This is a genomic window from Subtercola vilae (assembly GCF_004923255.1).
GTDB classification, from domain to species: domain Bacteria; phylum Actinomycetota; class Actinomycetes; order Actinomycetales; family Microbacteriaceae; genus Subtercola; species Subtercola vilae.
Map to the genome: position 1 here is coordinate 39,949 of NZ_QYRT01000008.1, position 25,713 is coordinate 65,661.

Here is a 25,713-nt window from a genome sequence, read left to right on the forward strand (position 1 = left end):
TACCCTCGACCAGGAAAAGGCACCACCATGTCACACCGCACACGCCCGTTCATGCGACCGACTGCGCTGGGGGTCTCGATCGCGGTGGTGGCCGTGACGATGACCGGGGTCGGTGCCCTTTCGGCAGAAGCGTTTGCCCATCCGGCTCCCTTCATCGGTATCGCGGTGCCCGGCGCTTCCGCCCCCGCATTGAGCGCCGCTGAGCCGCCCTCGTCATCGGCGAACGCCCCCATCTCGGCGTCTGCCCTGCCAAGCGCTGGCTCTTACACTGTCTCGACCCCGGCAAAGGCCTCTGCCACGCTTCTCGCATCCCGTGCAGCTGGCGGCGGTACGCCCGCAGTGACGAACGGGGACTGGTCGCCGCTGGGATCGACTGGGCTGAGCATCGCCCCTGCGGCGCCTGCAGCCGTGGCGCCGACGTCGGCGACCGCCAGAGCCGTCACCGATTCGTTGACGCCTTCCGTGCAATCAGTCACAGCCACCGTGCTCGACCAAAACACGGCAGCAAAACACGGTCTCACTGGTTTGGTGCTGAAACTGGTGCGCGCGGACAACGCCGCTGGCGCGGCACCTGTCGGTGTGCGCATCCCGAACAGCGTCCTGGCCGGATTGTATGGAGCTGACTTCGCTTCCCGAACTCGATGGGTGCAGCTCCCAGACGGAGCGACCCCCGGGGATCAGAATGCAGAAACTGCCGTCGCGGCAACACCCGACACCGATCACAATGCGATCATTCTCACCCCTCGGATTTCTTCGACCGCTGTGATGCTCACCCCGATGTCCGCCCCGGTGTCATCGAGCGGGACAGGGTCGTTCTCGGCGACATCGCTGAAGCCTGCGTCGTCGTGGGATGTGTCGGCTCAGACAGGTGATTTCTCCTGGTCTTACCCCATGACCGTTCCACCGGCAGCGGCCGGGCCCGCACCGAGCATCGGCCTGACATACGACTCGCAGTCTGTTGACGGTGAGACCGGTTCTAGCAACAACCAGCCTTCTGCGGTCGGGGACGGCTGGTCGATTGGCGGCAGCGGGTTCATCGAACGCACGTACGTCTCCTGTTCCCAAGACAACGGTGCGTCAGGTGCTGTCGCGACCTCGGGTGACCTGTGCTGGAAAACCGACAACGCGACACTTTCGCTCGGTGGACACACTGGGCAACTCGTGAAAGATGCCTCTACCGGGGTGTGGAAACTCCAATCCGATGACGGTTCCCGCATCGACCACCTCGTCGGTACCGGCCAGGGCTGTGCCGCCAACGGAACGTACGACACCGACTGCTGGCGACTCACCACCCGTGATGGCACACAGTACTTCTTCGGCCTGAACCAGCTCCCCGGCTGGGCCAGCGGCAAAGCAACAACGAATTCTGCGTGGACCGTTCCGGTGTTCGGCAATGACGCCGGAGAACCGTGCCATGCCTCCACCTTCGCCGCCTCCTCCTGTAATCAGGCATGGCGGTGGAACCTCGACTACGTCGTCGACGTGCACAGTAACGCCGAAGCGCTTTACTACGCCGCCGAGACCAACAAGTACGCCCAAAACGGTTCTGCCGCTACCTCCTACATACGTGGTGGGCAGCTGGACCACATCGACTACGGTATGACGTCAGCAACGATCTACGCAGCGAACGCCGCTTCAGACAAAGTTGCCTACGGATACGACCAGTACGGCCGCTGTTCCGACTCGACGCATGCGAACTGCACAACCGAGACCATCACATCGCCCGCCGTCGCGGCGGCGCACCCCACCTCGTATCCAGACGTACCGTTTGACCAGTTCTGCAACGGCGCCACCTGCCCGAACCTTCTCTCGCCGACATTCTGGACCACCGGAATGCTCAATACCGTCACCACCAGCGCCCTGAAATCAGGTGCTTATACGAACGTCGACGTGTGGACACTCGGACACTCTTTCCCTGACCCCGGCGATCTCACCAATGCAGCTCTCTGGCTGACCCAGGTCGCCCACACCGGTTACGACGGAGCAACCTCACTCGCAGAACCCACCACCACGTTCGCCGGCACAACCATGCAGAACCGGGTGTGGGTGATCAATGGCCTCGCGCCTCTGGACAAATGGCGTATCGCCTCGATTCAGACATCGGCTGGGGCCGTCATTTCTGTGAACTACTCGGCCCAGCAATGCACCCCCTCTGGCGCGGCCGCCATAGAGGCATCGCCGCAGACAAATACCAGTCGGTGCTTCCCCCAATGGTGGACACCTCAAGTCGTGCCCGCCGCCGCGACAACCGAGGACCTTTTTCACAAATACGTTGTCACCTCGGTCATCTCCAACCCGAAGACCGGTGGCGGCAATGATCGCCCACAGGAAACCGACTACGTCTACACCGGAACTCCGGCATGGCGATACGACACGTCACCGCTCACTCCCGACGCTCAGAAAACGTGGTCGCAGTACGCCGGCTACAACGCTGTCGAAATTAGGAACGGCAACACGGCAACCGACTACACCTTCTATCAAGGCATGGACGGCGACCGAGCTGCCGCATCCGGCGGAACCAAGACGGCGAAAGTCACCGGCAGCAGCACCCTCGCAGATTCGAGATGGTTCGCCGGCAGTGCCCGCGAGGTGAAAGTCCTGAACGGCGTCGGCGGCGCCGCCATCTCCGACACCGTCAATACACCCTGGGCCGGCGGTGTAACTGCAAACGACAACACAAACACTGCTCGGATGACGGGCCAGCAGGAATCCGTGCTCAGCCAACCCGTCTCGACCGGAGGCAACCGCACCACCGACACAACAACAAGCTACGACAGCACTTACGGCCTGCCGGTAGCGGTCAACACTGCCACCTCTGATGCAGGAAGCACCTGCACGACGACCAGCTACACACCCGCGAACACCGCCGCCTGGCTGGTCGGTCTGCCCGACGAAACCGCCAAGATCGGTACTGCTTGTGCCAACGTTGCCGCCGCCGTCTACCCGGCCGCCGCAATCTCCGACACCCGAACCGTCTACGACTCTCTCGCCTGGGCGGTAGCTCCAGCGAAGGGTGACGCAACGACGACGCAGGTCGTGTCTTCGTATGCCGGATCGACGGCAGCTACCGCCGTTTGGACCCAATCTGGGAAAGCGGCCTACGACACACTCGGCAGGGCCACATCAACGACCGACATCATGAGCCACACCACCACCACGGCGTACACCCCGGCAACCGCAACGGCCGGGTCGGGTGCGCTGACCACAGTCGTGACAACAAACCCGCTCGGCTGGACGAACACCGAAACGCTCGACCCGTCTCGAGGCGCAGAAACCAGCGCGACCGACCAGAACGGAAACCTCACCACTGCCGTCTACGACCCCCTCGGGCATCGCACCAAAGTATGGCTGCCGAATTGGTCGCAATCCGATAACCCCGGCTCGCCGTCCATTGGTTACGGGTACACCCTCTCCCAAAGCTCACCGAACGCCGTCTCGACAACAACCATCAAAGCCGGACAAAACGTAGAACAATTCACCCTCTACGACGGGCTCGGCCGACAAATCCAAACCCAAGCCGCGACCTACGGCGGAACCCTCATCACCGACACGGCCTATGACCCCGCCGGCCGCGTCTACATGACGAACAACCCGTACTACGAAACGACGACAACCATGTCCGCTTCGTTGTTCGTGGGCTACAGCGAGCAGAACATCGCCTCTGAAGTGCTCACCAACTACGACGGTGCCGGCCGCGCAACATCCACTGTGCTGAACCAGAACCTCACCGAGCGGTACCGAACCAGCGTCAGTTACCCCGGAGCAGACAGAACCGACACCATACCTCCCGCCGGAGGCACCCCGACTAGCACATACACCAACACCCTCGGCGAGAAAACAAAACTCGTGCAGTACCTCGCCCCCACCATCAGCGGCACTACCGAGACGACCAGCTACGGATACGACGTCCGTGGAAACATGACCTCGATGACCGACCCCGCCGCCAATGCCTGGGGCTGGACATTCGATGTTCTCGGTCATCAAACTCAAGCCGTCGACCCCGACACCGGCACCACGAACAGCACCTACACCCTCGCCGGTTACCCGCTGACAACGACCGACAGCCGGGGAATCACTCTCGCGTACTCATACGACGCTCTCAACCGCAAAATAGCGCAATACCAAAACGCTGCTGACGCAACAGGACTCGAGCTAGCCTCCTGGACCTACGACACCGCCGCCGGAGGAAAAGGCCAACTCGCAAGCTCGGCCAGCTACACCGGCTCTACCGCCGGACACCCCGGCCTCGCGTACACCGATACCATCACTGGCTACGACGGCCTCAGCGATCCCGCTGGTGAAACCATCAGCATCCCCACCGGAGCGCCCGCATTCTCTGGCACCACGTACAGCACCAACATGTACTACTACCCAGACGGCGCCCTCGCTGAAAAGGACTACCCCGCGGCCGGTGGCATCACCGACGAAGCGCTTCAATACAGCTACGACAGTCTCGGCAACCTCCTCGGCACATGGGGCCTGACCTCCTACGGTCTCACCTCATACACCGCCCTTGGCCAAGTCTCCCAATACGAAAAACACGGCACCACCACGGCATACACCGGATACGGGTATGACCCCGCAACCGGCGCGATCGCGAACATCGCAGACGACACCGTCACCGGTGGCATCGACGCGATGCAGTCCCAGCGCGTGTACAGCCATGACAACGCCGGGAACGTCACCTCCGACAAAACCACGGGCACTGCATCCGACACTCAGTGCTATACGTACGATTATCTGCAGAACCTCACCGCTGTCTGGACGCCAACGAGCGCTTCGTGCGCTGCGGCCCCGACGAGCACTACTGTCGGGGGTGCGGCGCCGTTTTGGAAGAGTTACGTGGTTGATCCGGCTACGGGGAACCGTACCGCGGCCGTCGATCACGCAACTTCCGGTACCGGCGCAGACACCGCCAAGGCGTTCACGTACCCTGTCGCAGGTGCGGCGCATCCACATGCCGTGTCAAAGGTTTCAGCCACTACTACGGGTACGACTACGAACAGTGTCTACGGTTACGATGCTGGGGGTGACACAACCGCCCGGCCTGGCCAGGCGCTGACGTACACGCCCACGGGGAAGGTTGCGACTGACACTGTCGGGTCATCGGTACTGACTGATGTGTACGACGCGTCGGGTACGTTGCTGCTTCAAAAGGATCCCGCGAGCGGTGCGACCCTGTATCTCGGTGACACTCAGATCCGGGTCGCGGCCGGCGCGGCAGCCCAGTCGGTGGTGCGTACGTACTCGCTGAACGGTACCCCTGTTGCGGAACGCACCAGTGCTGCAGGATCATCGACCAGCGCCCTGTTCTGGCTCGGTAACGATATAGACGGTACCCCTGACCTCGAAACCGATGCCACTACCGGCACGAGCACCCACCGGTATCAGGACCCGTACGGTAACAACCGCGGCGCCGCCGTTACGTGGTCGTCGCAGAACCGTTATCTCGATGACCCCACCTCATCGTTGACGGGGCTCACCCAGGTCGGGGCCCGCGCGTACGACCCCACGATCGGCAAATTCCTCACCGTCGACTCGGTGCTCTCGCCATTCCAGCCGCAACAAAACAACGGGTACGACTACTCCCATAACAGTCCCGTCACCCTCGCCGACCCCACCGGCCTCAGACCCGTTGGAGAGAACGATAACGACTGGCAGGGCAACACCGATCAGAACGGAGGAGACAATTCCGCAGACCATGTGGGCGCCCACGGAACTAACGTGAATTGGGCGAACTCTGACGCAAGTGGTGGTAGCGCGGCTGGGCGTGCCGACCCAGCTCCCTCGGCTGCGGGTGGTAGCGCGGGTAGCAAGTCAAAGAACGGGTCCTCTTTTCGTGCAGTGGTCCAATTCCGCAATGCACCCGTCTTCGCATCAAGTCCGTCGCTCGCTAATAATCCAGCAGGGGATAACCAAACCGACTCACAATGTGAAGCGGAAGGGTTGATGGTGTGTTCGATCTACCAGCAAAATGCGGTAGATGCGTTTGTTGCGACGATCTTCATCCAATTGGGAATTGTCGCCGCCGAATCCACCCCGGATGGACCCGGCACTGTGGGCGGACTGACAGGCTTGGAGGCGGATGTCAGCGTCGCGGCCGACGCGAGCGGAACAAGCCCTCTAATCGAACCCGCACGGATCGCTGATCGCTCGCCCGCGGAAATCGACGCGATCGCGAGGGAGTCCGGTCTGCTCGCCCGAGGCCCTGATCCGATGAATGGTAAGGGAGCGTATATTGATCCAATTACGGGAGAACAACGAGTGTTGTCGCATCCCAATTCTTCTGATGGCGGCCACGCGCACGTGAATGACCCCAACGGCCAGCGTCTGGACATCGACGGCAACCCCGTGAACGCGGATTCCCCAGACGCACACCTACCGATTGGAAAATAGATGCTCGACGATTTTCACGATTCGACCCTTATTGATATCGTCCTAACCTGGGCGACGAGGACAGTAGTGATAACCGCAAAGTCAGGGAATTTGCATCTATCGATACTTGCAAAAAATGTCAAAGCATTAGCTGTTCCCGTTGAATATCCTTGGGGTCGCAGCGTATCGATAAATTCAATTGCTGTAACGGACTCACCAAATGAGAAGCAGCTTCAGGTCGAGATGCAGTCAGGAGACGTCATACGAGTTACTTGCGAATCATTTCAGGCTATCGATACCCCACTGGTCATGGTCCGCTGAGCTACCCAAGGCCCGATCGACCGTTCGGGGACTCGGATTCGTGAGTTTCGGCGAATGAATTCCGACGCTAAGCACCTGATCCTTGTTGGTTACGATTACGGCATGGGCGGTCTTTGGGGTGGTATCCGTGCTCGCTCAAAGGAAGAAATCCTCGCGAAGTAGCCAGAGCTAGACGTTCACCTGGACCCCCCAGCATGGATGAATTCAAACGACTTTATTTCGTGGAAGCATCGGCCCCCCGTCATGGAGATCGACAGTAAACCAGTGGGCCTACTCCTAGTAGTTCTTGATGATCGGCGACGCGGCGAAAGAAGTGACGGTTAGAGGAAAGATCCCGGAAATCAACCTCCAGTCACACTGTTCGGCGCGCATTCATTCCGACACCAACAGTCGTAGGGTGGCGGGTAGCCGTTCTTGGTACTGGGGGTCTATGTAGTTGGTGTGTTATCTCGTGACTTCGTGGACAGTGAATCTCATTGCTTCGTGGACGCTGGGTCTCATGGCTTCGTGCACAGCTACCGTGCTGCCTGACCGCGAACTGCGGGGAGGTCAATCTGGCGTTGGGCGAATTGGGTCTGATATTCCGCTTTCTTGAGTGTCCAGGGCTTCGTCGGGTGGGTCACGTCGACGCCCTGGATGGAGTACGAGGCGACGTATCGACCTCGGACATTCAGCGCGACCATCGGCAGCGGGAATGAGAACACGATCTCAGCGGTGACGGGGTCGGTGAGCAAGAACGCGTCGTCGGTGATCGTCCGATAGAACGTGCGGTCGGCGTACGTTGTCGGTAGGGAGACCTGGTAGCCCTGGAAGTAGACCTGCCGGTTCGCTTGGGTCGGCTGCACGGAGAGGTGACAGGGGAAAAACTGCACGAGAGATAGCGGAGCAGCAGAAGGGGGGATCGGATGGATAAAACTTCCACACCGCACTGGGGCAGTCTCGGCCTAATCGAGCAGATCATTCTGCGAGAGTCTGCAGATGACGTCACGTTCGTAGATGTTCTGAATGCTGTCTCAGGACCGACAGAGGATGGGCCCTACTGGAACCGCAAATTTAAATATGTGCCATCTGTCCAATTAGCAACAGCCAAGCTCATCGGCAATTCTCTGATAGTTATCCGCCGGCGAGACCGCGTCGGAGGTTTCGAAACCTTAAGCCAGCCGGAAGCGTTGGAAGTCGCCGGGGATGCCGGTAGCTGGTGGCGATATGAGTCGACGGACAGTCTCGACGCTCAAGAGACAGCGACCGACGATCATCCGTTCGTCGAGAACTGGATCGATGCGACCGACACCGGATTGCTCGTTCTGCGCGGCCGGCCATCGTATGTATCGAAGCGAGGGGTCGAGATATTCAATCTCGGCTCGACCGGTGACGTTGACGTAGACAGGGACTTCCGATTCCCTGACACGACGAATGAGTTGCTCGAGTAGTTATGTGCGCGGCGGACGGTGAATCGCCCGAGGCTTTCTGCCGCTCCGGTGCGGGTCGCGATCGAACCAACCGTGCTTCAGACGAGCCAGGTTTGAACGGCTATCGCTCAAGCACCTCGACGTAGGGGTGGGCATCCAGCCGGCTCCAGTCTGCGGAGATGGCGGCAGCTGTTGCGAGCAGCTCGGGCAGGTGGCGCTCGAGGAGCAGGGCGGTGGGGGTCTCGGCGGCGTGCACGGTGACGTTGACGGCGGCGGGTACGGTTCCGGTGCTGTCAGAGACGGGGGCGGCGATCGACCTGACGCCGGGCGCCAGTTCTTCGTCGGCGAGAGCCCAGCCGCGGGCGCGAACCTCATCGAGCTCGCGCGCCAGGTCGGCGGGGTCGCGGGCAGCGATGACGACGCGTGATGAACTGGGTTCGGCGAGGGTGCGCCGCAGGGCATCCGGAGCCAGGGCAGCGAGCAGAACTTTGCCCTGCGAGGTGACCTGAGCCGGGTTCAATCTTCACCTCGGCAGGCCAACGAAACCCGGTTCGCTCGAAGTTTTCTCTGACGGCGCCGCAACTCATGCGGAAGAGTGGATTCTCGACCACCCCGAAAGTATCAGCGGCACGAACGCGAGAGGTCAGCTTGCCTCCCGATCGAGTTGGCGTGACCAAACGGTTCAGGGCGCATGGGACCAAGCGGTTGACGCCCCCCAGGGTGGCAAGTTTTGCCCATCCTGCGGCACGACGGTTAATGTAGCGCCAAAATCGGGGATCGCGCGTGACTGGGATATGTCCCATAATCCCTCTTGGACTAACCGAACCTTCGAGCCTGACATTGTTCGAAGCGCTGTGATCGACGACTATAACGAAGGCGTTATGCTCGAATGTCCGCAATGCAACCGGTCAGCGGGAAACAATGATTCGAGATTTGGCGGCCAGTGATCACTCTCGTGAATCATTTTGAGCAGTACCTCGGAACGATGGTCGGGGGTTGGAAAACTGACATTCCTACGCTCGAGGCACCGGTTCAAATTACCAAATATGAGTTGTCGAATGGCCAGACTAGCTTCGCCACTCTGGGGCTATCCCACACGCCTTTGCACTCATCCGTGTCTGGTAAAGAAATTCACGAAGAGTTGATCCTCACTCTAAATGTTGGGAGTGCGGACGTTTCGTTACTGTCGGTGCTTGAGTACGTCGTCAGCACAGTCGCTCGAAGCAAGCACGCGTTGCTTCGAGGCGAGGTAGTGGGCCCGCTTGGCCCGCTAGTAAAAAACTCACCGATGGAGGCGTTTTACACCGCATCTCCTGTGTATTTTCCTGACGCTTTCGCGACCTACTCGGGCGGATCGTTTCAGACGGTAATAGCGTGGCTAGTTCCGATCGCCAGGAATGAGGCAGACTTTGTTCAAAAACATGGTTGGCGCAAGTTTGAAGACCAGCTTTTGAAATTCGATCCTCTTCTAACCGACCTATTTCGCGAGCCGCTGGCAATATAGGCCGTCTTGCTCGGACACCATTTCTCCGCGACCCGTCCCGACGTTCTGCTCGGCGTGCGCATCGATTACACAAGCATTGCAGGTCCTCCCAAATCGGGTACCTCGACGATCCCACCTCGTCGTTGACCGGGCTCACCCAAATCGGGGCACGAGCTTACGACCCCCGCGGAAAATTCCTGGTCATAGACGCTGTCTCGCCCCCTCAGCGCGCCATGGCGACAGATGATGAAATCTTAGCCAGGCTGCCAGGTGCCCAGGTCACGTCCCGCTGTGTGGTGGAGTTTCTCGATACCATGCGGGGTTCAGTTGTTTGATTATGCGGCGATGAGTTCGGGGAGTGCAACCTCCTGTTCGATGGGGTCGTCGATGGTGTTGAGCTGGGCCATGGAGGCTTCGGATAGGTAGCGGCGGTCGCCGGCTTCCCATTTGTCGTGTTGATCGACGAGCACGGCGCCGGCGAGGCGGAGCAACGCGGCGGGGTTCGGGAACACGCCGACGACGTCGGTGCGGCGTTTGATCTCTTTGTTCATGCGTTCCATGGGGTTGATTGACCAGATCTGTCGCCAGTGTCGTGGCGGGAAGTCGGCGAAAGCGAGCAGGTCGGATCGGGCGTCGTGGAGCATGCTGGCGACTTTCGGGTGCGATTTCGCCAGCATCGTGGCGACCTCGTCGAACTGGGCGTTGACGTGTGCTTTGTCGGGTTGCGCGAACGCGGTCCGGATGATCGAGGCGACCATCTTCTTCGACGCCCGTGGCACGACAGCGAGCACGTTGCGCATGAAATGCACTCGGCAGCGTTGCCACGACGCGCCCTGGAACACGACCCCGATGGCTTTCTTCAACCCGGAGTGCGCGTCAGAGATCACCAGCCGCACCCCACCGAGCCCGCGGGCCTTCAACGTGCGCAGGAACTCGGTCCAGAAGGCCTCGTTTTCGCTGTCGCCGACGTCGAAGCCAAGGACCTCCCGGCGTCCGTCAGCTGCGACACCGAACGCGACAACGACAGCCTGCGACACGACCAGATGGTTGACGCGGGCTTTGCAATATGTGGCATCGAGGAACACGTACGGGTATGACAACGCGTTGAGGCCACGGTTTCGGAACTGCCCGATCTCCTGATCAAGACCCGCCCAAATCCGCGACACCTCGGACTTCGAAATGCCGGTGTCAGCGCCGAGCGCTTTGACGAGGTCGTCGACCTTCCGGGTCGATACGCCGTGCAGGTACGCCTCCATCACGACCGCGTACAACGCCTGATCCACCCGGCGGCGGCGCTCAAGCAGTGCGGGGAAGAACGACCCCTAGCGCAGCTTCGGGATAGACAAACTCGAATCCCCCGCGGTCGTCGTTAACGTCCGCGGTCGGGTGCCGTTTCGTTGCGCGGTACGGGTGTCAGTACGTTCGAGCGGGGCGGCCCCGATGAACGCGGTCGCTTCCGCGCCGATGAGCTGCTAATACAGCGTCTCGGTCTCCGTCCGGATCCGGTCGGGCACGTCGGTGAGTTTGAGGTGAGCGAGGAGTTCGAGCAGGGCAGACTTGTCCAGAGCCATCGTGTGTTTGTGTCTTTCTGTGAGTAGCTTTGATCGGTTCTCACTGACCATCACACGATGGCTCATCACGTCGACGAAGCGACACTCAAGCCCGAGAAACTACACCACACCCAGGGATGCAACCTTCGAGCGCACCCGGAACATCGCGGTCGCGATGTCGCTGTACGGCTGTTTGTGGCGATTTGCCCCCGTCGTGTCTCGCCCGAGTTCTGCCGCATCGTCGAAGATCCAATGCCCGGGCCGCTTCTTCTTGGCATGAATGATGGTCATCTGCCGGTCAACCGCGTTGCGAAGAGCTACCTCGAGAAAGCTCAGTGACTCCCAGAACGCGGCAGAAATGGCGGTGTTCCATTCGTACAGTTGCATTGCTGCGTCATGGTCACCGTCGCATTCGGTGAGGTAGTGCCTGAGGCGCGCTTCTGCGAAGTGCCGCGCGTAGAACGACCAAGTCGCGAGGTTGACCACGTTTCGGGCTCCCTTTATGATGAGTAAGAACACCCCGGATGCGTCCCTGTAGCCCTCTCTGGAGGGCCGATCACACGGCCGGGGTTTTGTTTTCACCATCTTGCCAGAAACACGAGTGATACTCGGCTATGAAGGCTCAGTGCTCGGGCACCTCGACGTAGGGGCGGGCATCCAGCCGGCCCCAGTCTGCGGAGATGGCGGCAGCTGTTGCGAGCAGCTCGGGGAGGTGGCGCTCGAGGAGCAGGGCGGTGGGGGTCTCGGCGGCGTGCACGGTGACGTTGACGGCGGCGAGTACGGTTCCGGTGCTGTCAGAGACGGGGGCGGCGATCGACCTGACGCCGGGCGCCAGTTCTTCGTCGGCGAGAGCCCAGCCGCGGGCGCGAACCCCGTCGAGCTCGCGCGCCAGGTCGGCGGGGTCGCGGGCAGCGATGACGACGCGTGATGAACTGGGTTCGGCGAGGGTGCGCCGCAGGGCATCCGGAGCCAGCGCAGCGAGCAGAACTTTGCCCTGCGAGGTGACCTGAGCCGGGAACCGGGTGCCGATCTCCACCCGCAGGGCGATGATCTTCGGAACGGCAACGCGGGCGGTGTAGACGATGTCGCTTCCGCTCAGCTGGGCCATCGACGACGACTCGCCGGTGCGCCCGACGAGTGCTTCGAGGTGCGGGCGGGCCACCTGCCAGAGCCCTTGCGAGCTGACGAAGGCGTAGCCGAGGTCGAGTATGCGCGGGGTCAGCTCGAAGAGCGAACCGCTCTGCCGTACGAAGCCGAGTTCGATCAGGGTCGCCAGGAGGCGGTGCGTAGTGGGGCGCGCGAGGTTGGTGGCTGCGGCGATCTCGGCGAGCGACATGCTGGTGTGGCTATCGCCGAACGCGCCGATGACGTCGAGCCCGCGCGCGAGGGCTTCGACGAAGTTGGCGGAGGCACCGCGACCGGCTATTGGCTGGTTCCTTTCGCGAATGGGCCCTTCTGGGGCGGGGCGTGGGTGCGGGGGCGTAGCGCGGCGAGGGCGCTCAGCGCCGCCCGAGGCGCCGCTCGCCGCCCGAACCGGTCTCGTAGGGCAGCTCGTAGTGCGCGAAGACGGCTGGTTCGCTGGCCGCATCGAGTTCGCCGTCGGTCGCAATGAAGGGGGCGTCTTTGATGAGTTTCTTGGCATACATGACTTTGACGAACTTGGGCGCGACGACTGCTCCGGCGAGCGGCACGAAGACGAGCTTCTGGCCGTTGAGAATGCCGATGTGCACTGACGCGAACGAGGGCTGGTCTGTCGCGGTGTCGAAATAGATGCTCTCGAGCGAGCCGACTTTGTCTTCGTTCTGGTCGACGACCGAGAGGCCGATCCAGTCACGCAGGTTCTCTGCCTCGAACATGCCAGCCTTCTTTCTCGCCGGGGAGCTCCCGGTGTGTTGCCCTAACGCTAGCCGGTGGCGGCGGTGTGTAGCCGAAAGGCACGGCGCTGGGCATCCGATCGGTTGAATCTGAACGCCCCGGTGCGCCAGCGGGAAAAAATGATAGCGATTTCACAGTTCGCATGATAACGTTTTCAAAAGTCAGGCCACGGCACTGACCCAGCAGCTCAGCCTGACCACACAGCGGTCACATCACAACGAAGTGAGGTAGTTATGCACACTCTTCCCGCAACACCGTGAACTGGGCGCGGCCACACGCGCCGCGCCCACGCATCACCCTTCTCCACCGTCTCGTACAGCTCTGACGGCGCACTTCGCCGCGCCACTTTCGTGCACAACGCTTTCAAGAGAAATGAATTTCGATGAAAAAATCTTTGCTCGTCAAAGCCGCCGGGCTCGCCCTCGGCGCAACCCTCGTCTTCACCGGCTGCGCATCGGGAAACCTCGCGAACGGCAGCGCTACCAGCGATGCCGTCTGGAATGACCCCACTGGTTCGCTGGCCGGTGTGACCCTCAACTTCGGCGGCGGCACGGTGAAGGGCCCGATCGATCAGGTCATCACGGCCTTCGAAGCCAAGACCGGTGTGACCATCAAGCGCGTGACCTACCCTGACCCGTACGAGCAGAGCCTTCTGACAAAGGTCGCCGTGGGTGACAAGCCCGACCTCGCCGCGTGGCAGCCGACCGCGAGCGAGCTCACCGCGCTGCAGGCCTCGACGAACCTGCTCAGCCTCGACGGCGCACCCTGGCTCGACAAGCTCGACCCCGCGCTGAAAGATGTGACGGGCATCCTCGACAACACCCGCTACGCCGCCCTCGTCACGTCACCTTCTGTGATGGGCGTCTACTACAACAAAGACGTGTTCGCGAAGGCCGGCATCACGGCAGCGCCGAAGAACTGGAGCGAGTTCGTCGCCGACGCGTCGAAGATCAAGGCCACCGGCACGACGCCGTTCTTCGAGGCCGGCGGTTCGCAGTGGCCGACTCAGTGGTGGGTTCAGGTGCAGCTCGCAGAGAAGGCCAAGGCCGGGCTCTGGGATGACATCAACACCAACAAGAAGCAGTTCACGAGCCCGGATGTTCAGACCGCGATCGACAACTACAACACCCTGATCAACCAGGGTCTGTTCAACCCCGACATCAAGACTGCGACGTTCGACGACCAGAGCACCGCCCTGCTCGCCGGATCGACGGGCATCGTTCTGCAGGTGAACGCCCTGCTCGAGCAGCTGCAGCTGAAGGCGACCTCTGCCGAACTCGACGCGAAGCTGGGCTGGTTTCCCATCTCAGCCGATGGCGTCACCGCGACCTCGATTCCCGACAACAAGAACGGCATCGTGGCCTTCAAATCGGGCGACCCCAAGCGTGAGGCCGCCGCACGGCAGTTTCTGACTTTCTGGATGACGACCGACTACGCCGACTTCATCGCGGCGTCGAACTCGGTGTCGATCGAGCCGTCGGTTCCGACCCCGAGTGGTGTGCCGCAGCTCGCCAAGACCATCTCGGCTTCGCTCGCCGATTCGGTGGGCTCGATGCAGTCGCAGGCGATCGCCAACCCCGACCTCTACATCAACCTGGCGAACATGATCCAGGGCACCGTCACGCCAGTGCAGGTGGCAGAGACCACGCAGAACCAGTTCGCACAGCTCGCCAAGGCGCAAGGGGCTGCCGGCTTCTAGCCGCGCTCCGGATGCCGCACCGCGAACACTGAGAGAAACGAAAACCATGAGCACACTCACGCGCCCCGACGCCGAGCGGGGAGCCCGGCCACCGGGCCTCCGCCAGGCACCCCAGCGGCCCAAGCGAGGCAGGCGCCAGGTCGCCGAGGCACGCTCGTATCCTTCGTGGTTCTTGTTTCCAGCGTTCGCGGTGCTGGCGATCTTCTTCTTCGTTCCGACGATTCTGAACTTCGTCTACGCCTTCACCAACTGGTCGGCGTTCCACTCCGGTATCTCATTCGCCGGCATCGACAACTTCGTGTCTCTGCTGTCTGACGGGTCGCTGCTGAAGGCCGTTCGGGTGACGCTCGTCTACGCGGTGCTCGTGGCGCTCTTTCAGAACCTGTTCGGGTTCGCGCTCGCTCTGTTTCTCGAGCGCGACACTCGACTGAACCGAGTGGCGCGCGTGCTGTTCTTCGTGCCCGTGCTGCTGTCACCGTTGGCGGTAGGGTACATCTTTCAGGCCCTGCTGAAGCCGGAGGGCGCCCTGAACGGCATTCTCGGGCTGTTCGCCGGCGGCGCCGTGACCATTCCCTGGCTCGGTGACACCACCTGGACGATCGTGGTGGTGGCGCTGATCCAGTCGTGGAAGTGGATGGGGCTGACCATGCTCATCTACCTGGCTGGCCTCAAGACGATGCCAGAAGACGTTCTCGAAGCCGCCCGAATCGACGGCGCCTCGTGGTGGCGCACGCTCACCTCGGTTCGCTTCCCGTTGCTCGCCCCGGCCCTCACGTTCAACGTGGCGACAGCCCTACTGGGGTCGCTGAACGGGTTCGACGTGGTGCAGGCGGCCACGGCCGGCGGGCCGGCCCAGACCACCGAGGTCGTCAACATCTTCATCTACCGAACCTTCGGGCAGGGGCTCTACGCCCAGGCCACGACGATGAGCCTCATCTTGTTCCTGATCGTCGTGATCATCGCATTCCCGGTCATCCGGTATCTCAGAAAGAGGGAGGACGTACTGTGACGCGCGCACACCGTTCCACGCTCAAGGGCGTTCACGCCCTCGCTGTCGTCATCATCACGCTGATCGTCATCGGCATCCCTCTCTGGCTGGTGCTCATCACCTCGGCGAAGTCAGACGGCGAAGCCCAATCGCCCGACCTGACCCTGCCGCACACGTTTCAGCTCGTGCAGAACTACACACAGGCCATCACCGACGGTGACGTGGTGGGGGGCCTTCTCGGCAGCCTGCTCGTCACTATCCCGGCCGTCATCGGCGTGCTGGTTCTCGGCTCGGCCGCCTCGTGGGTGCTGGCGCGCCGCACGTCACGGCTCAACGCGGTGCTCTACTCGATCGGCATCAGCGGCATCGTTCTGCCGCCCGCTGTGATCACGATCGTGCTGACGCTGAAGAACATCGGCCTGAACGGCACCGCGGTGGGCATGATCGGTGTCTACATGGGCATGTTCATGGCCACGGTGATCTTCTTCGTGACCGGGTTCGTTCGGAGCATCCCTGTCGAACTCGAAGAAGCGGCCCGCATCGACGGTGCCAAACCGTTGCAGGTGTACGTGCGCATCATCTTGCCGCTGCTCGGCCCGGTGATCGCCACGGCCACCATTCTGGTGACGCTCTCGGTGTGGAACGAAGTCTTCTACGCGTTCTTCGTGCTCGGCGGCAGTGGCACCTCGACGCTGCCCCTGAACCTCTTCTCTGTGGCCTCCGCGTCGACGTACGTCAAGAACTGGAACCTGATCTTCGCGTACGTGGTGCTGATGAGTCTGCCGATGCTGGTCGTGTTCATCATCGGCCAGCGACGAATCGTCTCGGGAATCACGGCGGGCGCAGTGAAGTAACACCGCCCCCACCTGATCCGCGCCTTCCCTTTCTTTTGGAGATCTTCATGCCCGACGTACGAATCGAAACCGGAAACGACCGGCTGGAGATCGTTCTTGTTCACTCAGGCGATACCCCTCTGCGCATCGCCCGCTGGGGCCTCCGCGGCGCGACGGCCGACGTAGCCGGCGGCCAGCCGCTGGTCGAGATACTGACCGTCGACGCCGGGCACGTGCCCTCGACTCCGAGGCTCGTGGGTACGGCGGTGGGCTCGCGGCTGCGGTACGTGGGCCACAGTGTGAGCGAACGACCGGGGTGGAGCATCCTGAGCGTCGAACTCGCCGAACAGCGTGCTGCCGTGGGTTGGACGGGCGATGGCGACCCGCTCGAGGCCGGTCTGTCTGTGGTGGCGAGCATCGAGGTGCCGCTGCACGCCGCGGCGGCTCGCGTCGTCGTCACGGTGACCAATGGCGGCGGCCAGGCGCGGGTGCTGCGTTCGGTGACGTCGCTCGCCCTGCGGGTGGGCCTCGGCACCGATCTCGCGACGGCGCCCCGTGACCTCGACTTCTCGTGGGCGAAGAGCGACTGGATCGGCGAGTCGCGCTGGCAGACCGAGAGCCTCGAGCAGGCGGGCCTCGTCGAACTCGAACTGGCGTCGCACGAGAACAGCGATGCGCGGGGCTGCCTGTCATTCGCGTCGAGCGGATCGTGGTCGTCTGGCCAGGTCGTGCCGACGGGCGCTCTGGCCTCCCGAAACAGAACGAATGTTGACGGCGCTGGCGCTGGCGTCGGCGCCGGTGCTCTTGACGCGGCCGGTGGAGGCGCCTTGGCCTGGCAGATCGAGCACAATGGCGGTTGGCGTTACGAGCTCGGCGAGAACCACGAAGGCAGCTACCTGGCCCTCAGCGGGCCCACCGACGACGACCACCAGTGGCTTGCCGTACTCGAGCCCGGCGACAGCTTCACCACCGTGCCCGTGACACTCGCAGCAGGCACCGACCTCGAATCGGCCTTCGCGGCACTGACCGACTATCGACGTGCGGCCAGGCGTGGGCATCCGGATGCCCGGGCACTGCCTGTCGTCTTCAACGACTATATGAACACGCTGATGGGCGACCCGACCACCGCCCGGCTGCTGCCCCTGATCGACGCGGCCGCAGAAGCCGGAGCCGAAGTCTTCTGCATCGACGCCGGCTGGTACGACGACTCGGGCGACTGGTGGTACAGCGTGGGGGAGTGGAAGCCCTCGACAGTGCGGTTTCCCCGGGGGCTCGCCGAGGTCGTCGAGCACATCCGCTCGAAAGACATGGTGCCGGGCATCTGGCTCGAACCCGAGGTTGTGGGCGTGCACAGCGCTGCCCTCGCGGGTCTTCCCGAGGAGGCGTTCTTCTCCCGCCACGGCCAGCGCGTCGTCGAGCACGGTCGATACCACCTCGATTTTCGCCACCCGGCAGCGATCGCTCACGTCGACGAGGTCGTCGACCGGCTGGTCGCCGAGTTCGGCATCGGCTATTTCAAACTCGACTACAACATCAACCCCGGGGCCGGCACCGATCTGTCGGCGAGCAGCGCCGGCGAGGGGCTTCTGCAGCACAATCGGGCGCACCTCGCGTGGCTCGACGCGGTGCTCGACCGGCACCCCGCCCTCACGATAGAGAACTGCGCTTCGGGCGCGATGCGCATGGACTTTGCCATGCTGTCGCGGCTGCAGCTGCAGTCGACCAGTGACCAGCAGCATCCGCACGCCTACCCGCCCATCGCGGCGGCCGCGCCCCTCAGCATGCTGCCCGAACAGGCGGCGAACTGGGCCTACCCGCAGCCCGCGATGAGCGACGAAGAGATCGCGTTCACCTTGTGCACCGGTATTCTGGGGCGGTTCTACCTCTCTGGACACCTCGACACCATGAGCATTCCGCAGCAGACCCTGGTGGCCGAAGCGGTGGCCGCTCACAAGCGTGTTCGGCACGAGATCGCCGTGTCGCACGCCACGTGGCCGCTGGGCCTCGAGCAGTGGGATTCGCCCTGGGTTGCCTTCGCGCTCGGCGACACCGACTCGCGCCTGCTGACGGTGTGGAAGCGGTTGGGCGCCGACGCGCGCATCGAGATACCGCTGCCCGCCTTCGCCGGCGGCCCGCTGGTGGTGTCGACCGTCTTTCCCCGCCGCCTGCAGCCGTGGGAGCACGAGTGGAACGCGCACACCGGCATCCTCACCCTGTTCGCCGATGTCGAGGGGGTGAGCGCCAGAACTCTGCGCGTCTCGCGCGAACCGCGCACCGAGAACGTCGTCGTCGATCTCGCGAGCGACACGGGTGAGGTGCACGGCGGTGCAACGGGCATGCTCTACGGCCTCGCTGATGTCGGGGTTCCGAGCGCCGCGCTGATCGCTGGCGTGCGGCCCCGAACCATGGCGCAGAAGGCGCCGGGAGGCAAACAGCACCCCAATGGTGACGCCGTCGCCCTGGCCGACGGGTTCTTCGCCGCCGGTGGTCGGGAGATGGTCGTCTACATGCAGGATGCCTTCGAGCAGTGGCCGTACGAAGACCTCGGCCTCGAGCACTTTCGGGAGGTCGTTCGTGCGCAGGTGCGAATCGTCGCTGCTCGCCCCGACTCGGATCGCTTCGTCTGGGTGCCCTTCAATGAGGGCGACTGGATCTGGTACACCGACTGGCAGGGCGGCGCACGCGAGGCGTTTCTCGCTGCCTGGCAGGTCATCGTGCACGAGATTCGGGCGCTGGATGCCCATGCCCGCATTGCCGGGCCGAACGAGTCGCACTACTTTCCTGAACGCGTTCGCGACTTCTTCGAATTCTGTGTCGCCAACGATGTGCTTCCCGACGTGATGAGCTGGCACGAACTGCAGCCCTCGTCGCTCGAGGTCTATCGGCCGCACTACGAGCACTACCGTGCGCTCGAACGGGAGCTCGGTTTCGGCCCGCTGCCCATCAACATCGACGAGTACGGCAACCGGCGCGACATGTCGGTTCCCGGGCAGCTCATTCAGTGGATCGACCTGTTCGAGTCGACGAAGGTCGATGCCGATCTCGCGTACTGGAGCATGGCCGGCAACCTCGACGATCACGCGGTCGGAACCAACCAGGCCAACTCGGGCTGGTGGCTGCTGCGCTGGTATGCGCAGCTGGCCGGGCACACGCTTCGGGTCGAGGTGCCGCAGCCGGCGGTGCGCGATTCGCTGCGGGCGCTGGCGGCGCTCGATACGGGTGTGGGTGCGGGCGCTGGTGCCGGTGTGAGTGCGGGCGTGGTCACCGTGCTGCTCGGCGGCACCGACTGCGACATCGCCGTCACACTCACCGGTTTTGCGGCGGCGGGCCTGCCAGCGACTGTTCGGCTGCGGGTCGAGCGCCTGGGCTGGTCGGGCTACCAGGGCGACTCACTGGGCGGCGACCTGATCGTTGAGTCGATCGAAGACGTCTCTGATGACCGGCTCCGAGTGGTCATCCCGAACACCGACTCGCTCGCGGCGTACCGGGTGCGGGTGCTGGCTCAGCGCGACACCGTGTCGGGCCGCGGGGTGGGCGATGCTGACAGCCCCCATGCTGACAGCTCTCCCGCCGACAGTGTCGACGTCGACAGCACTGGCGCCGAGCTCGTCGACTGTGTGGTCTCTCGCCACGGCGACGATCCGCAGGGCTACACCGGCTGGGGCCGCGCAGGCATCAGCTCGATGCCCGCAGCCACGAGCTCGGCCCGATTCACAATCGATGTCGCCGCCGCAGGCGACTACGAACTTGCACTCTTCTACGGCACCGACTCGATCGCCGCGCAGCTCGCACTGTCGATCGACGACGCTGAGTCGCTGCTCATCCAGCTGCCCGCCACCCTGTCGAGAACCTACACGGCCAGGGTCGATCACCGCGTGACGCTCAGCCGGGGCAGCCACACCGTGACTCTCTCGACGGCCCTCGCCGGGGTTCACCTCGAGGCCAGCGATGTTTCGCTCGACCGCATCAGGCTCACGGCCGTGACGGCAAAGCGGTTCATCGACGTGCTCGACGCCACGACTCCCGATCCGGCCGCTGGTGCCGGTATCGGTGTCGGTGTCGGCAATGATGTTGATGCGGCCCTGCTCTTCTTCGTGGCCGTCGCCGCCCGCGGGCGTTACCGGCTCACCGCCGCAGTCGATGCCGTGTTCGAGATCGAGGGCAGGCCTGCTGGCGGCCGCGACGTGTTCCTGCCGCTCGGAGTTTCTCGGGTGACAGTTCGGCATCCCGCCGGCCCCGCCACCGTGCTCGGTCTGACGATCACCCCGGTTCCGGATGCCCAGACCATCACCCTCGCCGCACCTTCGTTCGAGCCGCTCTCCTCACCCGGCGGAACGGTACAGGTCGACGTCCCCGCGGGTCTGGAGGGAGAGTACTGCCTCACCATCGTCTTCAGCAACGCCGACAAATCGACCGGCCACCTGTACAACGCCGACGTCATCAACAGGTCTCTCGACATCGGGCTCGACGACGAACCGCCGGTCAGGGTGTGGTTCGGGCACACGTACGACTGGGAGAACCGGGCGGAGCTGACCGTACCGATCCGGCTGTCGGCAGGTCAGGGCATCCTGAAGCTGGGCGCACTGGATGGCCCTGGCCCGACCGTGTATTCGCTTCACCTCGACAGGCTCGCCTCGACGGGAGCACGCCGGTGAGCGAGGCGATCGCCGATGACCTCACTCCGGCACAGGGCGACTTGTATAGTGGCCCCACCATGTCGAGAACCTTTGCCAAACCCGCAAGCATCGCTGATGTTGCGCGCGTGGCAGGGGTGTCGGTGCCCACCGTCTCACGGGTGCTGACCGGCGCGGCAAAAGTGAGTGCCGAGCGGCGCGAACGAGTGCAGCGCGCAATCGTCGAACTGGGCTACCGACCCAACAGCGCAGCCCGTGCCCTCGTGAGCGGAAAACAGACCATCATCGCCGTGATGACCTCCGACACGACCATCTACGGGTACTCGGCCACCATCGAGGGCATCGAGGTGGCCGCGCGCGAAGCCGGCTTCTTCGTCGTGATCTCTGTGATCGAGTTCTCCGACGCCGCCGAAGTCGATCGGGCGGTCAGTCTCGCGCTCGGCCAGCCGCTCGCCGGAATCATCGTTCTGAAGTTCGACCCGGCCGGCGTGCAGATTCTGAAGTCGCTTCCGCGGGACATCCCGCTCGTCGCCGTGTCGGGCGAACTCGACGACAGCCTTTCGCAGGCGGTGCTCGATGAAGAGGCGGCGGGCGCCGAGATGACCCGGTACCTGCTCGGTCTTGGGCACGCCACCGTGCACCACGTCTCTATCCCGCCGTCGCGAAAAGAAGACGGCCGAACGATCGGCTGGCGCAAGGCACTCGCCGAAGCGGGCGCCGAGACGCCCCCCATCATCTCGGCTTCGTGGGCGGCCGACTCCGGTGTGCGCATCGGCCTGGGCCTTGCCGCCCGCCCCGACATCACGGCGGTGTTCTGCGGCAACGACGAGGTGGCAATGGGGGTCATCGCGGGTGTCGTCGACAGCGGTCGACGGGTGCCAGACGATGTGAGCGTCGTGGGCTTCGACGATCATCCACTTTCCCGAATCTGGCGGCCCGGCATCACCACGGCCATGCAGGACTTCGGCAGCCTCGGCAAGCGTGCGTTCTCGCTGCTCGCTCTGCAGATCGAGGGCGAAGAGAGCCCGGCCCGCTCGTCTGAGAGGCCTCCGCTCGTCATCAGGGCGAGCGCGGCGCCGCCGCCGCGGCGCTGACTCGGCGCTCGACTCTCTCAGCCCTCGCCGAGTGCGGCGGCGAACGTCGCCGCGTCAGGGAGTGCCGATTTCTCGTCGGGTGGAAGCAGATCGTACGTGTAGGTCGACACCGCCATCGGTGACTCGGCGCTCCCGAGCGAGTAGCGAACGGTGTGATCGTTTCGGCTCCCGCAGATGAGGATGCCGACGGTCGGTGCGTGTGCTGGCCGACGGAGCCGGTCGTCGACGAGGGCGGTGTAGAAACCGAGTTGCCCGGCGAAACCCGGCTCGAACTTGCCCGTCTTCAACTCGACGACCACGTAACGCATCTGCTCCACGTGAAAGAACAGCAGATCGAGGAAGAAGTCGTCGCCTCCGACGTCGAAGTGTACCTGACGCCCCACGAACGCGAAGCCTTGGCCGAGCTCGTGGAGGGTCGCGACGATGCGGTCGGTCAGCGCCCGTTCAAGATCTCGTTCGGCGGCTTCGGCGCCGAGATCGAGAAAGTCGAACACGTATGGGTCTTTCGCGATCTGCTGTGCGAGTTCGGAGTCGGCGTATTCGAGCTTGCTCTCGAAGTTGTTGGGGGAGGCACCCGAGCGTTCGAGCGTCTTGTTCTTGATCTGGTTCAGCAGCATGTTTCGCGACCACCCGCGGTTCACTGCTTCGGCGGCGTACCAGTCGCGCGCTGTTCCCTCGTCGAGTTTGTCAAGAAGGAGCATTATGTGGCCCCACGGCAATTTTCCAGCAGCCTGCTGGAAAATCGATTTCTGGTCGGGCCACGCCGCCGCCAGGGCCCTCATGTAGTTCAAATTGCTCCGTGAGATTCCTGTCATGTGAGGAAACTCTTTTCGCAGATCTGCGGCCAGCCGCGCCACTACTCCGGCGCCCCAGCCGTCACGCTCCTGCTGAACCAGGATGATGTTTCCAATCGACCAGTACAGCTCGATGAGCTGGGTGTTCACAACCCGCTGAGCCGTGAGCTGGGCGCCCCGTATCTGTGATTTGAGCGTCTGTAGCAACTCTGTGTAGCCTTCCGGCAATTCAGGGACGGGGTGTTCCATTCGACATCGCCTTCAGGTTCGGGGTTGGTAAACCGAGCATAAGCGAGTAATGCTCATACTGGTGCACCCCTGCTGTCGAGCGTCGACTCGAATTGGTTGCTAACATCGAAGAGCCTGAAGTGCAGATCAGGCCACGCGAGTGTAGTTCAGTGGCAGAACTTCAGCTTCCCAAGCTGATAGCGCGGGTTCGATTCCCGTCACTCGCTCCATCTGGTCATCGCGGGGGCGGTTCAGCGTGCAGCTGCGGTCAGCTTCTCGGTGTTGCGCACCAGCTGTTCACGAAGAAAGCGCCGCTGGTCATCCGCGAGCGCCTCGTATGCAGCATCGGCATGTTCGGCAATGCCGACCGCGATGCCGGTGACGAGAGCCAGAACCTCATCGGGTTCGAGGTCTGCCATGGTGGCCAGCTTTCGCCAATGATCGGCGCCGACTGTCTGGGGGCGTTTCGCACCACTGATGTGCATCGCGAGGTCTTGGTGGTACTCCGGGTACAGACCGACCGGCACGACGTCGTACAGCGGTGACAGCGTGATGCCCGATGGGCGCAGCAGCAGCGAGTAGTTTTTGGCGTGCGCGTCGGCGTTGCCCAGCATTGTGTTGAACGCCAGCTGCTCGACGAATGCGTGGGCGAGTCGACTGTCGCGGTCGACGGTGGCGAGCAGCGTGAGGGCCTGCGTGGCCGTCATGTCGTACTTCTTGTCGGGTGACGTAGCGCTCGCCTGAGCGAGATCTTCGGCATGGATGCGCGTCGCAACAGGTCGGGTCGTGTCGCGGTCGAACCGCTCGACCAGGTACGCGGTCTGGTCTTTTGCGGCCAGCACTGACGCCATCGGTGCGTGCAGGCCGACAGCGTTCGCCAAGCGGAGGGATGCGGTCTCTGCCTGTTCCAGACCCCGAAACGAAGGGCGGGCTGGCTTCAGGATGTGGGTCGATGGCACGGTCGCATTCGACCAGTACCAATCGTCGTCGACGAGGGCGAGGGCGAATTTGCCTTGGGTGCCTCCCAGCGAGAACCGTGCCGGCGCGTCAGTGGGAACCCAGGCATCCGGGTCGCGTTTCAGAGCCGCGATGCGGGTGGCGATGTCGCGCTCGGTGGCCGGGTTCAGTTCGGGCTCACCGGTGTTGATGCCGGTTCCCTCCCGAACAAGCACGAGACCACCTGCGATGTCGCCGCCACTCTCAGCGAGCAGATCGAAGGTGTTCGCGCTTGGAGACCCGTAGACCTCGGCCATGCGGGCGCGGGTTGCGGAGTGGTCGGGCAGGAAGTTTTCGAGAAAATGACCGGCCGCTGAGCGTGTGGCCGGTCTGTCTCGTGGCAACGAGAGCGAGAGGGGGGTGGCTGGTGCGGCGTCGTCGTAGACGAAGTTCACGGCCCCTGTGTTGTCTTCACGAAACTGGCCGACAAAGTGACCTTCGAGAAAGGCGTCGAGTGCAGCTGTCATGGCATGTCGATGCTGGGCAGCGCAGACGGCTCGACGTCGATCGCGCGCAATACCCGTCGCAGATCGCCGAGCGACGTGATCTCGCGCCCCTGCTCGAGCGCGAAGACGAAGCTGCTGTCGACTCGCGCGAGGTCGGCCAACTCTTTGCGGGAGAGCCCCCGAATGCTGCGTTCGGTCGAGACGACATCGGCGAGGTCTGCCGGGTCGCGCAGGTACTCGGACGGGCGATGGTTCACGCGCTTCGTGATGAACTCGTTGTTCTGCCTGAATGCGTGCATGACGAGATTTGTTCTCCCGTTCACCTGGGCCGGTGCTTTTCCGCCCCACCAATCAACGAGAAGGGTGGAGGGATCGGTGCTCGCGCGGAGTTCGCGAATGCGAGTGGCCGTTCGCGCACGCAGCTGCCCGGTCAGCCCCCTAAGACCGCGTCGATGAAGTGCGTTGGTCAGGGCATCCTGAGACGTCGGTGACAAAGGCCGCCGCCCCGACGGGCGCTGAACGGGGCCGTCGATGACCCAGCCGCGCCCGACCTTGGTGGCCGGGAGTGCGCCGCGGGTGATGAGCGCCCGCACGCGCCGGGGCGTGATCGCCGCGGCGGTGGCGTACTCATCCACGTTCATGACACAACTATACCGTCTGGGGCTGCGCAGGCTGCCGCTGCGAATACGCCGGCCCCCGCCCGCGCCACCCCGCCCGCGCTACCCCGCCCGCGTCAGCGCGCCGGCACCCGCATTCTGGTACGTGACCGGCCGCAGCCACCGGGTGATGGCCGAGCTGCCCACCGAGGTGCGCGCAGGGCTCGTCGTCGCTGGATACGGGCCGCCGTGTGTCATGGCCCACGTCACGGCGACGCCGGTGGGCACATCGTCGAACACCCCGACCTGTATCCGGTCGTGCAGGCCGAGGCCATCCTGAACCCGTCGACCTTCTACACCGAGTAGCGTGCCGGGCGATCTCGAAGTACAGG

The 25,713-nt window shown here is 63.3% G+C and carries 18 protein-coding genes, 1 tRNA gene and 1 pseudogene; 10 read left to right on the forward strand and 10 right to left on the reverse strand.

Annotated elements, in window-relative coordinates:
* The first annotated feature begins 27 nt into the window (after window positions 1–27).
* Entirely contained in the window at window positions 28–6,396 is a 6,369-nt protein-coding gene (locus D4765_RS06025; protein ID WP_161580367.1) for an RHS repeat protein, read from the forward strand.
* 815 nt (window positions 6,397–7,211) lie between these two features.
* On the opposite strand, the gene D4765_RS06030 is transcribed toward D4765_RS06025, so the two are convergent.
* A complete protein-coding gene (locus D4765_RS06030; RefSeq protein WP_136641392.1) occupies window positions 7,212–7,541 on the reverse strand; it encodes a hypothetical protein in 330 nt (109 codons plus the stop codon).
* A gap of 60 nt (window positions 7,542–7,601) precedes the next feature.
* Here D4765_RS06030 and D4765_RS06035 point away from each other — a divergent pair, with 60 nt between their 5' ends.
* A complete protein-coding gene (locus tag D4765_RS06035; RefSeq protein ID WP_136641393.1) occupies window positions 7,602–8,126 on the forward strand; it encodes a hypothetical protein in 525 nt (174 codons plus the stop codon).
* A gap of 100 nt (window positions 8,127–8,226) precedes the next feature.
* On the opposite strand, the gene D4765_RS06040 is transcribed toward D4765_RS06035, so the two are convergent.
* Window positions 8,227–8,625 carry an IclR family transcriptional regulator domain-containing protein gene (locus D4765_RS06040; protein ID WP_136641394.1) on the reverse strand — a complete coding sequence of 133 codons (399 nt, stop codon included), beginning with the start codon at window positions 8,623–8,625 and terminating at the stop codon, window positions 8,227–8,229.
* A gap of 100 nt (window positions 8,626–8,725) precedes the next feature.
* Between D4765_RS06040 and D4765_RS20110 the strand changes: the two genes are divergently transcribed.
* A complete protein-coding gene (locus D4765_RS20110) occupies window positions 8,726–9,052 on the forward strand; it encodes a GH-E family nuclease (RefSeq protein WP_420824527.1) in 327 nt (108 codons plus the stop codon).
* Window positions 9,049–9,609 carry a suppressor of fused domain protein gene (locus D4765_RS06050; RefSeq protein WP_136641395.1) on the forward strand — a complete coding sequence of 187 codons (561 nt, stop codon included), beginning with the start codon at window positions 9,049–9,051 and terminating at the stop codon, window positions 9,607–9,609. Before D4765_RS20110 ends, D4765_RS06050 begins: the two co-directional genes overlap by 4 nt.
* Window positions 9,610–9,923: 314 nt before the next feature.
* Here D4765_RS06050 and D4765_RS06055 read toward each other — a convergent pair.
* The 4 genes and pseudogenes from D4765_RS06055 to D4765_RS06070 all read right to left on the reverse strand — a co-directional run.
* A pseudogene (locus tag D4765_RS06055) lies at window positions 9,924–11,057 on the reverse strand (IS256 family transposase); the annotation flags it as partial.
* A 201-nt stretch (window positions 11,058–11,258) separates the two neighbouring features.
* Entirely contained in the window at window positions 11,259–11,624 is a 366-nt protein-coding gene (locus D4765_RS06060) for a hypothetical protein (protein ID WP_136641396.1), read from the reverse strand.
* A 136-nt stretch (window positions 11,625–11,760) separates the two neighbouring features.
* On the reverse strand, window positions 11,761–12,726 hold the full coding sequence (locus tag D4765_RS06065) for an IclR family transcriptional regulator domain-containing protein (RefSeq protein ID WP_136641397.1): 966 nt from the start codon (window positions 12,724–12,726) through the stop codon (window positions 11,761–11,763).
* Window positions 12,638–12,994: a PRC-barrel domain-containing protein gene (locus D4765_RS06070; protein ID WP_136641398.1), complete on the reverse strand. Its 357-nt coding sequence runs from the start codon at window positions 12,992–12,994 to the stop codon at window positions 12,638–12,640. The genes D4765_RS06065 and D4765_RS06070 overlap by 89 nt, the downstream gene beginning before the upstream one ends.
* A gap of 401 nt (window positions 12,995–13,395) precedes the next feature.
* On the opposite strand from D4765_RS06070, the gene D4765_RS06075 reads away from it, so the two are divergent.
* The 5 genes from D4765_RS06075 to D4765_RS06095 are packed head-to-tail and all read left to right on the forward strand — an operon-like array spanning window position 13,396 to window position 22,261.
* Window positions 13,396–14,712, forward strand: coding sequence for an ABC transporter substrate-binding protein (locus tag D4765_RS06075; protein ID WP_136641399.1), 1,317 nt, complete (start codon window positions 13,396–13,398; stop codon window positions 14,710–14,712).
* A 46-nt stretch (window positions 14,713–14,758) separates the two neighbouring features.
* On the forward strand, window positions 14,759–15,721 hold the full coding sequence (locus D4765_RS06080) for a carbohydrate ABC transporter permease (RefSeq protein ID WP_136641400.1): 963 nt from the start codon (window positions 14,759–14,761) through the stop codon (window positions 15,719–15,721).
* Window positions 15,718–16,554, forward strand: coding sequence for a carbohydrate ABC transporter permease (locus tag D4765_RS06085; RefSeq protein WP_136641401.1), 837 nt, complete (start codon window positions 15,718–15,720; stop codon window positions 16,552–16,554). Before D4765_RS06080 ends, D4765_RS06085 begins: the two co-directional genes overlap by 4 nt.
* A 47-nt stretch (window positions 16,555–16,601) precedes the next feature.
* Window positions 16,602–21,188 carry an alpha-galactosidase gene (locus D4765_RS19425; protein ID WP_201799242.1) on the forward strand — a complete coding sequence of 1,529 codons (4,587 nt, stop codon included), beginning with the start codon at window positions 16,602–16,604 and terminating at the stop codon, window positions 21,186–21,188.
* Between the two features lie 59 nt (window positions 21,189–21,247).
* Window positions 21,248–22,261 carry a LacI family DNA-binding transcriptional regulator gene (locus D4765_RS06095; RefSeq protein WP_136641402.1) on the forward strand — a complete coding sequence of 338 codons (1,014 nt, stop codon included), beginning with the start codon at window positions 21,248–21,250 and terminating at the stop codon, window positions 22,259–22,261.
* 17 nt (window positions 22,262–22,278) lie between these two features.
* On the opposite strand, the gene D4765_RS06100 is transcribed toward D4765_RS06095, so the two are convergent.
* The gene (locus D4765_RS06100; RefSeq protein ID WP_136641403.1) at window positions 22,279–23,304 is read right to left on the reverse strand and encodes a PDDEXK nuclease domain-containing protein; all 1,026 of its coding nucleotides are present in this window, start codon (window positions 23,302–23,304) and stop codon (window positions 22,279–22,281) included.
* 135 nt (window positions 23,305–23,439) lie between these two features.
* Between D4765_RS06100 and D4765_RS06105 the strand changes: the two genes are divergently transcribed.
* Window positions 23,440–23,513, forward strand: a tRNA-Gly gene (locus D4765_RS06105).
* A 21-nt stretch (window positions 23,514–23,534) separates the two neighbouring features.
* Here the strand turns inward: D4765_RS06105 and D4765_RS06110 are convergent.
* The 3 genes from D4765_RS06110 to D4765_RS06120 all read right to left on the reverse strand — a co-directional run bounded on the left by D4765_RS06110 (window position 23,535) and on the right by D4765_RS06120 (window position 25,621).
* Window positions 23,535–24,746: a HipA domain-containing protein gene (locus D4765_RS06110; protein WP_136641404.1), complete on the reverse strand. Its 1,212-nt coding sequence runs from the start codon at window positions 24,744–24,746 to the stop codon at window positions 23,535–23,537.
* Window positions 24,743–25,366, reverse strand: a complete 624-nt coding sequence (locus D4765_RS06115) for a helix-turn-helix domain-containing protein (RefSeq protein WP_136641405.1) — start codon at window positions 25,364–25,366, stop codon at window positions 24,743–24,745. The genes D4765_RS06110 and D4765_RS06115 overlap by 4 nt, the downstream gene beginning before the upstream one ends.
* Before the next feature lie 78 nt (window positions 25,367–25,444).
* The gene (locus tag D4765_RS06120) at window positions 25,445–25,621 is read right to left on the reverse strand and encodes a hypothetical protein (RefSeq protein WP_201799243.1); all 177 of its coding nucleotides are present in this window, start codon (window positions 25,619–25,621) and stop codon (window positions 25,445–25,447) included.
* Window positions 25,622–25,713 lie beyond the last annotated feature (92 nt).

Bases quoted from the DNA above. Each gene is read 5' to 3' on its own strand.
- D4765_RS06025 (WP_161580367.1), top strand. From the start codon at position 28: ATGTCACACCGCACACGCCCGTTCATGCGACCGACTGCGCTGGGGGTC.
- D4765_RS06035 (WP_136641393.1), top strand. From the start codon at position 7,602: ATGGATAAAACTTCCACACCGCACTGGGGCAGTCTCGGCCTAATCGAG.
- D4765_RS06065 (WP_136641397.1), bottom strand. From the start codon at position 12,726: ATGCGGCCAGCGAACCAGCCGTCTTCGCGCACTACGAGCTGCCCTACG.
- D4765_RS06070 (WP_136641398.1), bottom strand. From the start codon at position 12,994: ATGTTCGAGGCAGAGAACCTGCGTGACTGGATCGGCCTCTCGGTCGTC.
- D4765_RS06075 (WP_136641399.1), top strand. From the start codon at position 13,396: ATGAAAAAATCTTTGCTCGTCAAAGCCGCCGGGCTCGCCCTCGGCGCA.
- D4765_RS06080 (WP_136641400.1), top strand. From the start codon at position 14,759: ATGAGCACACTCACGCGCCCCGACGCCGAGCGGGGAGCCCGGCCACCG.
- D4765_RS19425 (WP_201799242.1), top strand. From the start codon at position 16,602: ATGCCCGACGTACGAATCGAAACCGGAAACGACCGGCTGGAGATCGTT.
- D4765_RS06095 (WP_136641402.1), top strand. From the start codon at position 21,248: ATGTCGAGAACCTTTGCCAAACCCGCAAGCATCGCTGATGTTGCGCGC.
- D4765_RS06100 (WP_136641403.1), bottom strand. From the start codon at position 23,304: ATGGAACACCCCGTCCCTGAATTGCCGGAAGGCTACACAGAGTTGCTA.
- D4765_RS06110 (WP_136641404.1), bottom strand. From the start codon at position 24,746: ATGACAGCTGCACTCGACGCCTTTCTCGAAGGTCACTTTGTCGGCCAG.
- D4765_RS06115 (WP_136641405.1), bottom strand. From the start codon at position 25,366: ATGAACGTGGATGAGTACGCCACCGCCGCGGCGATCACGCCCCGGCGC.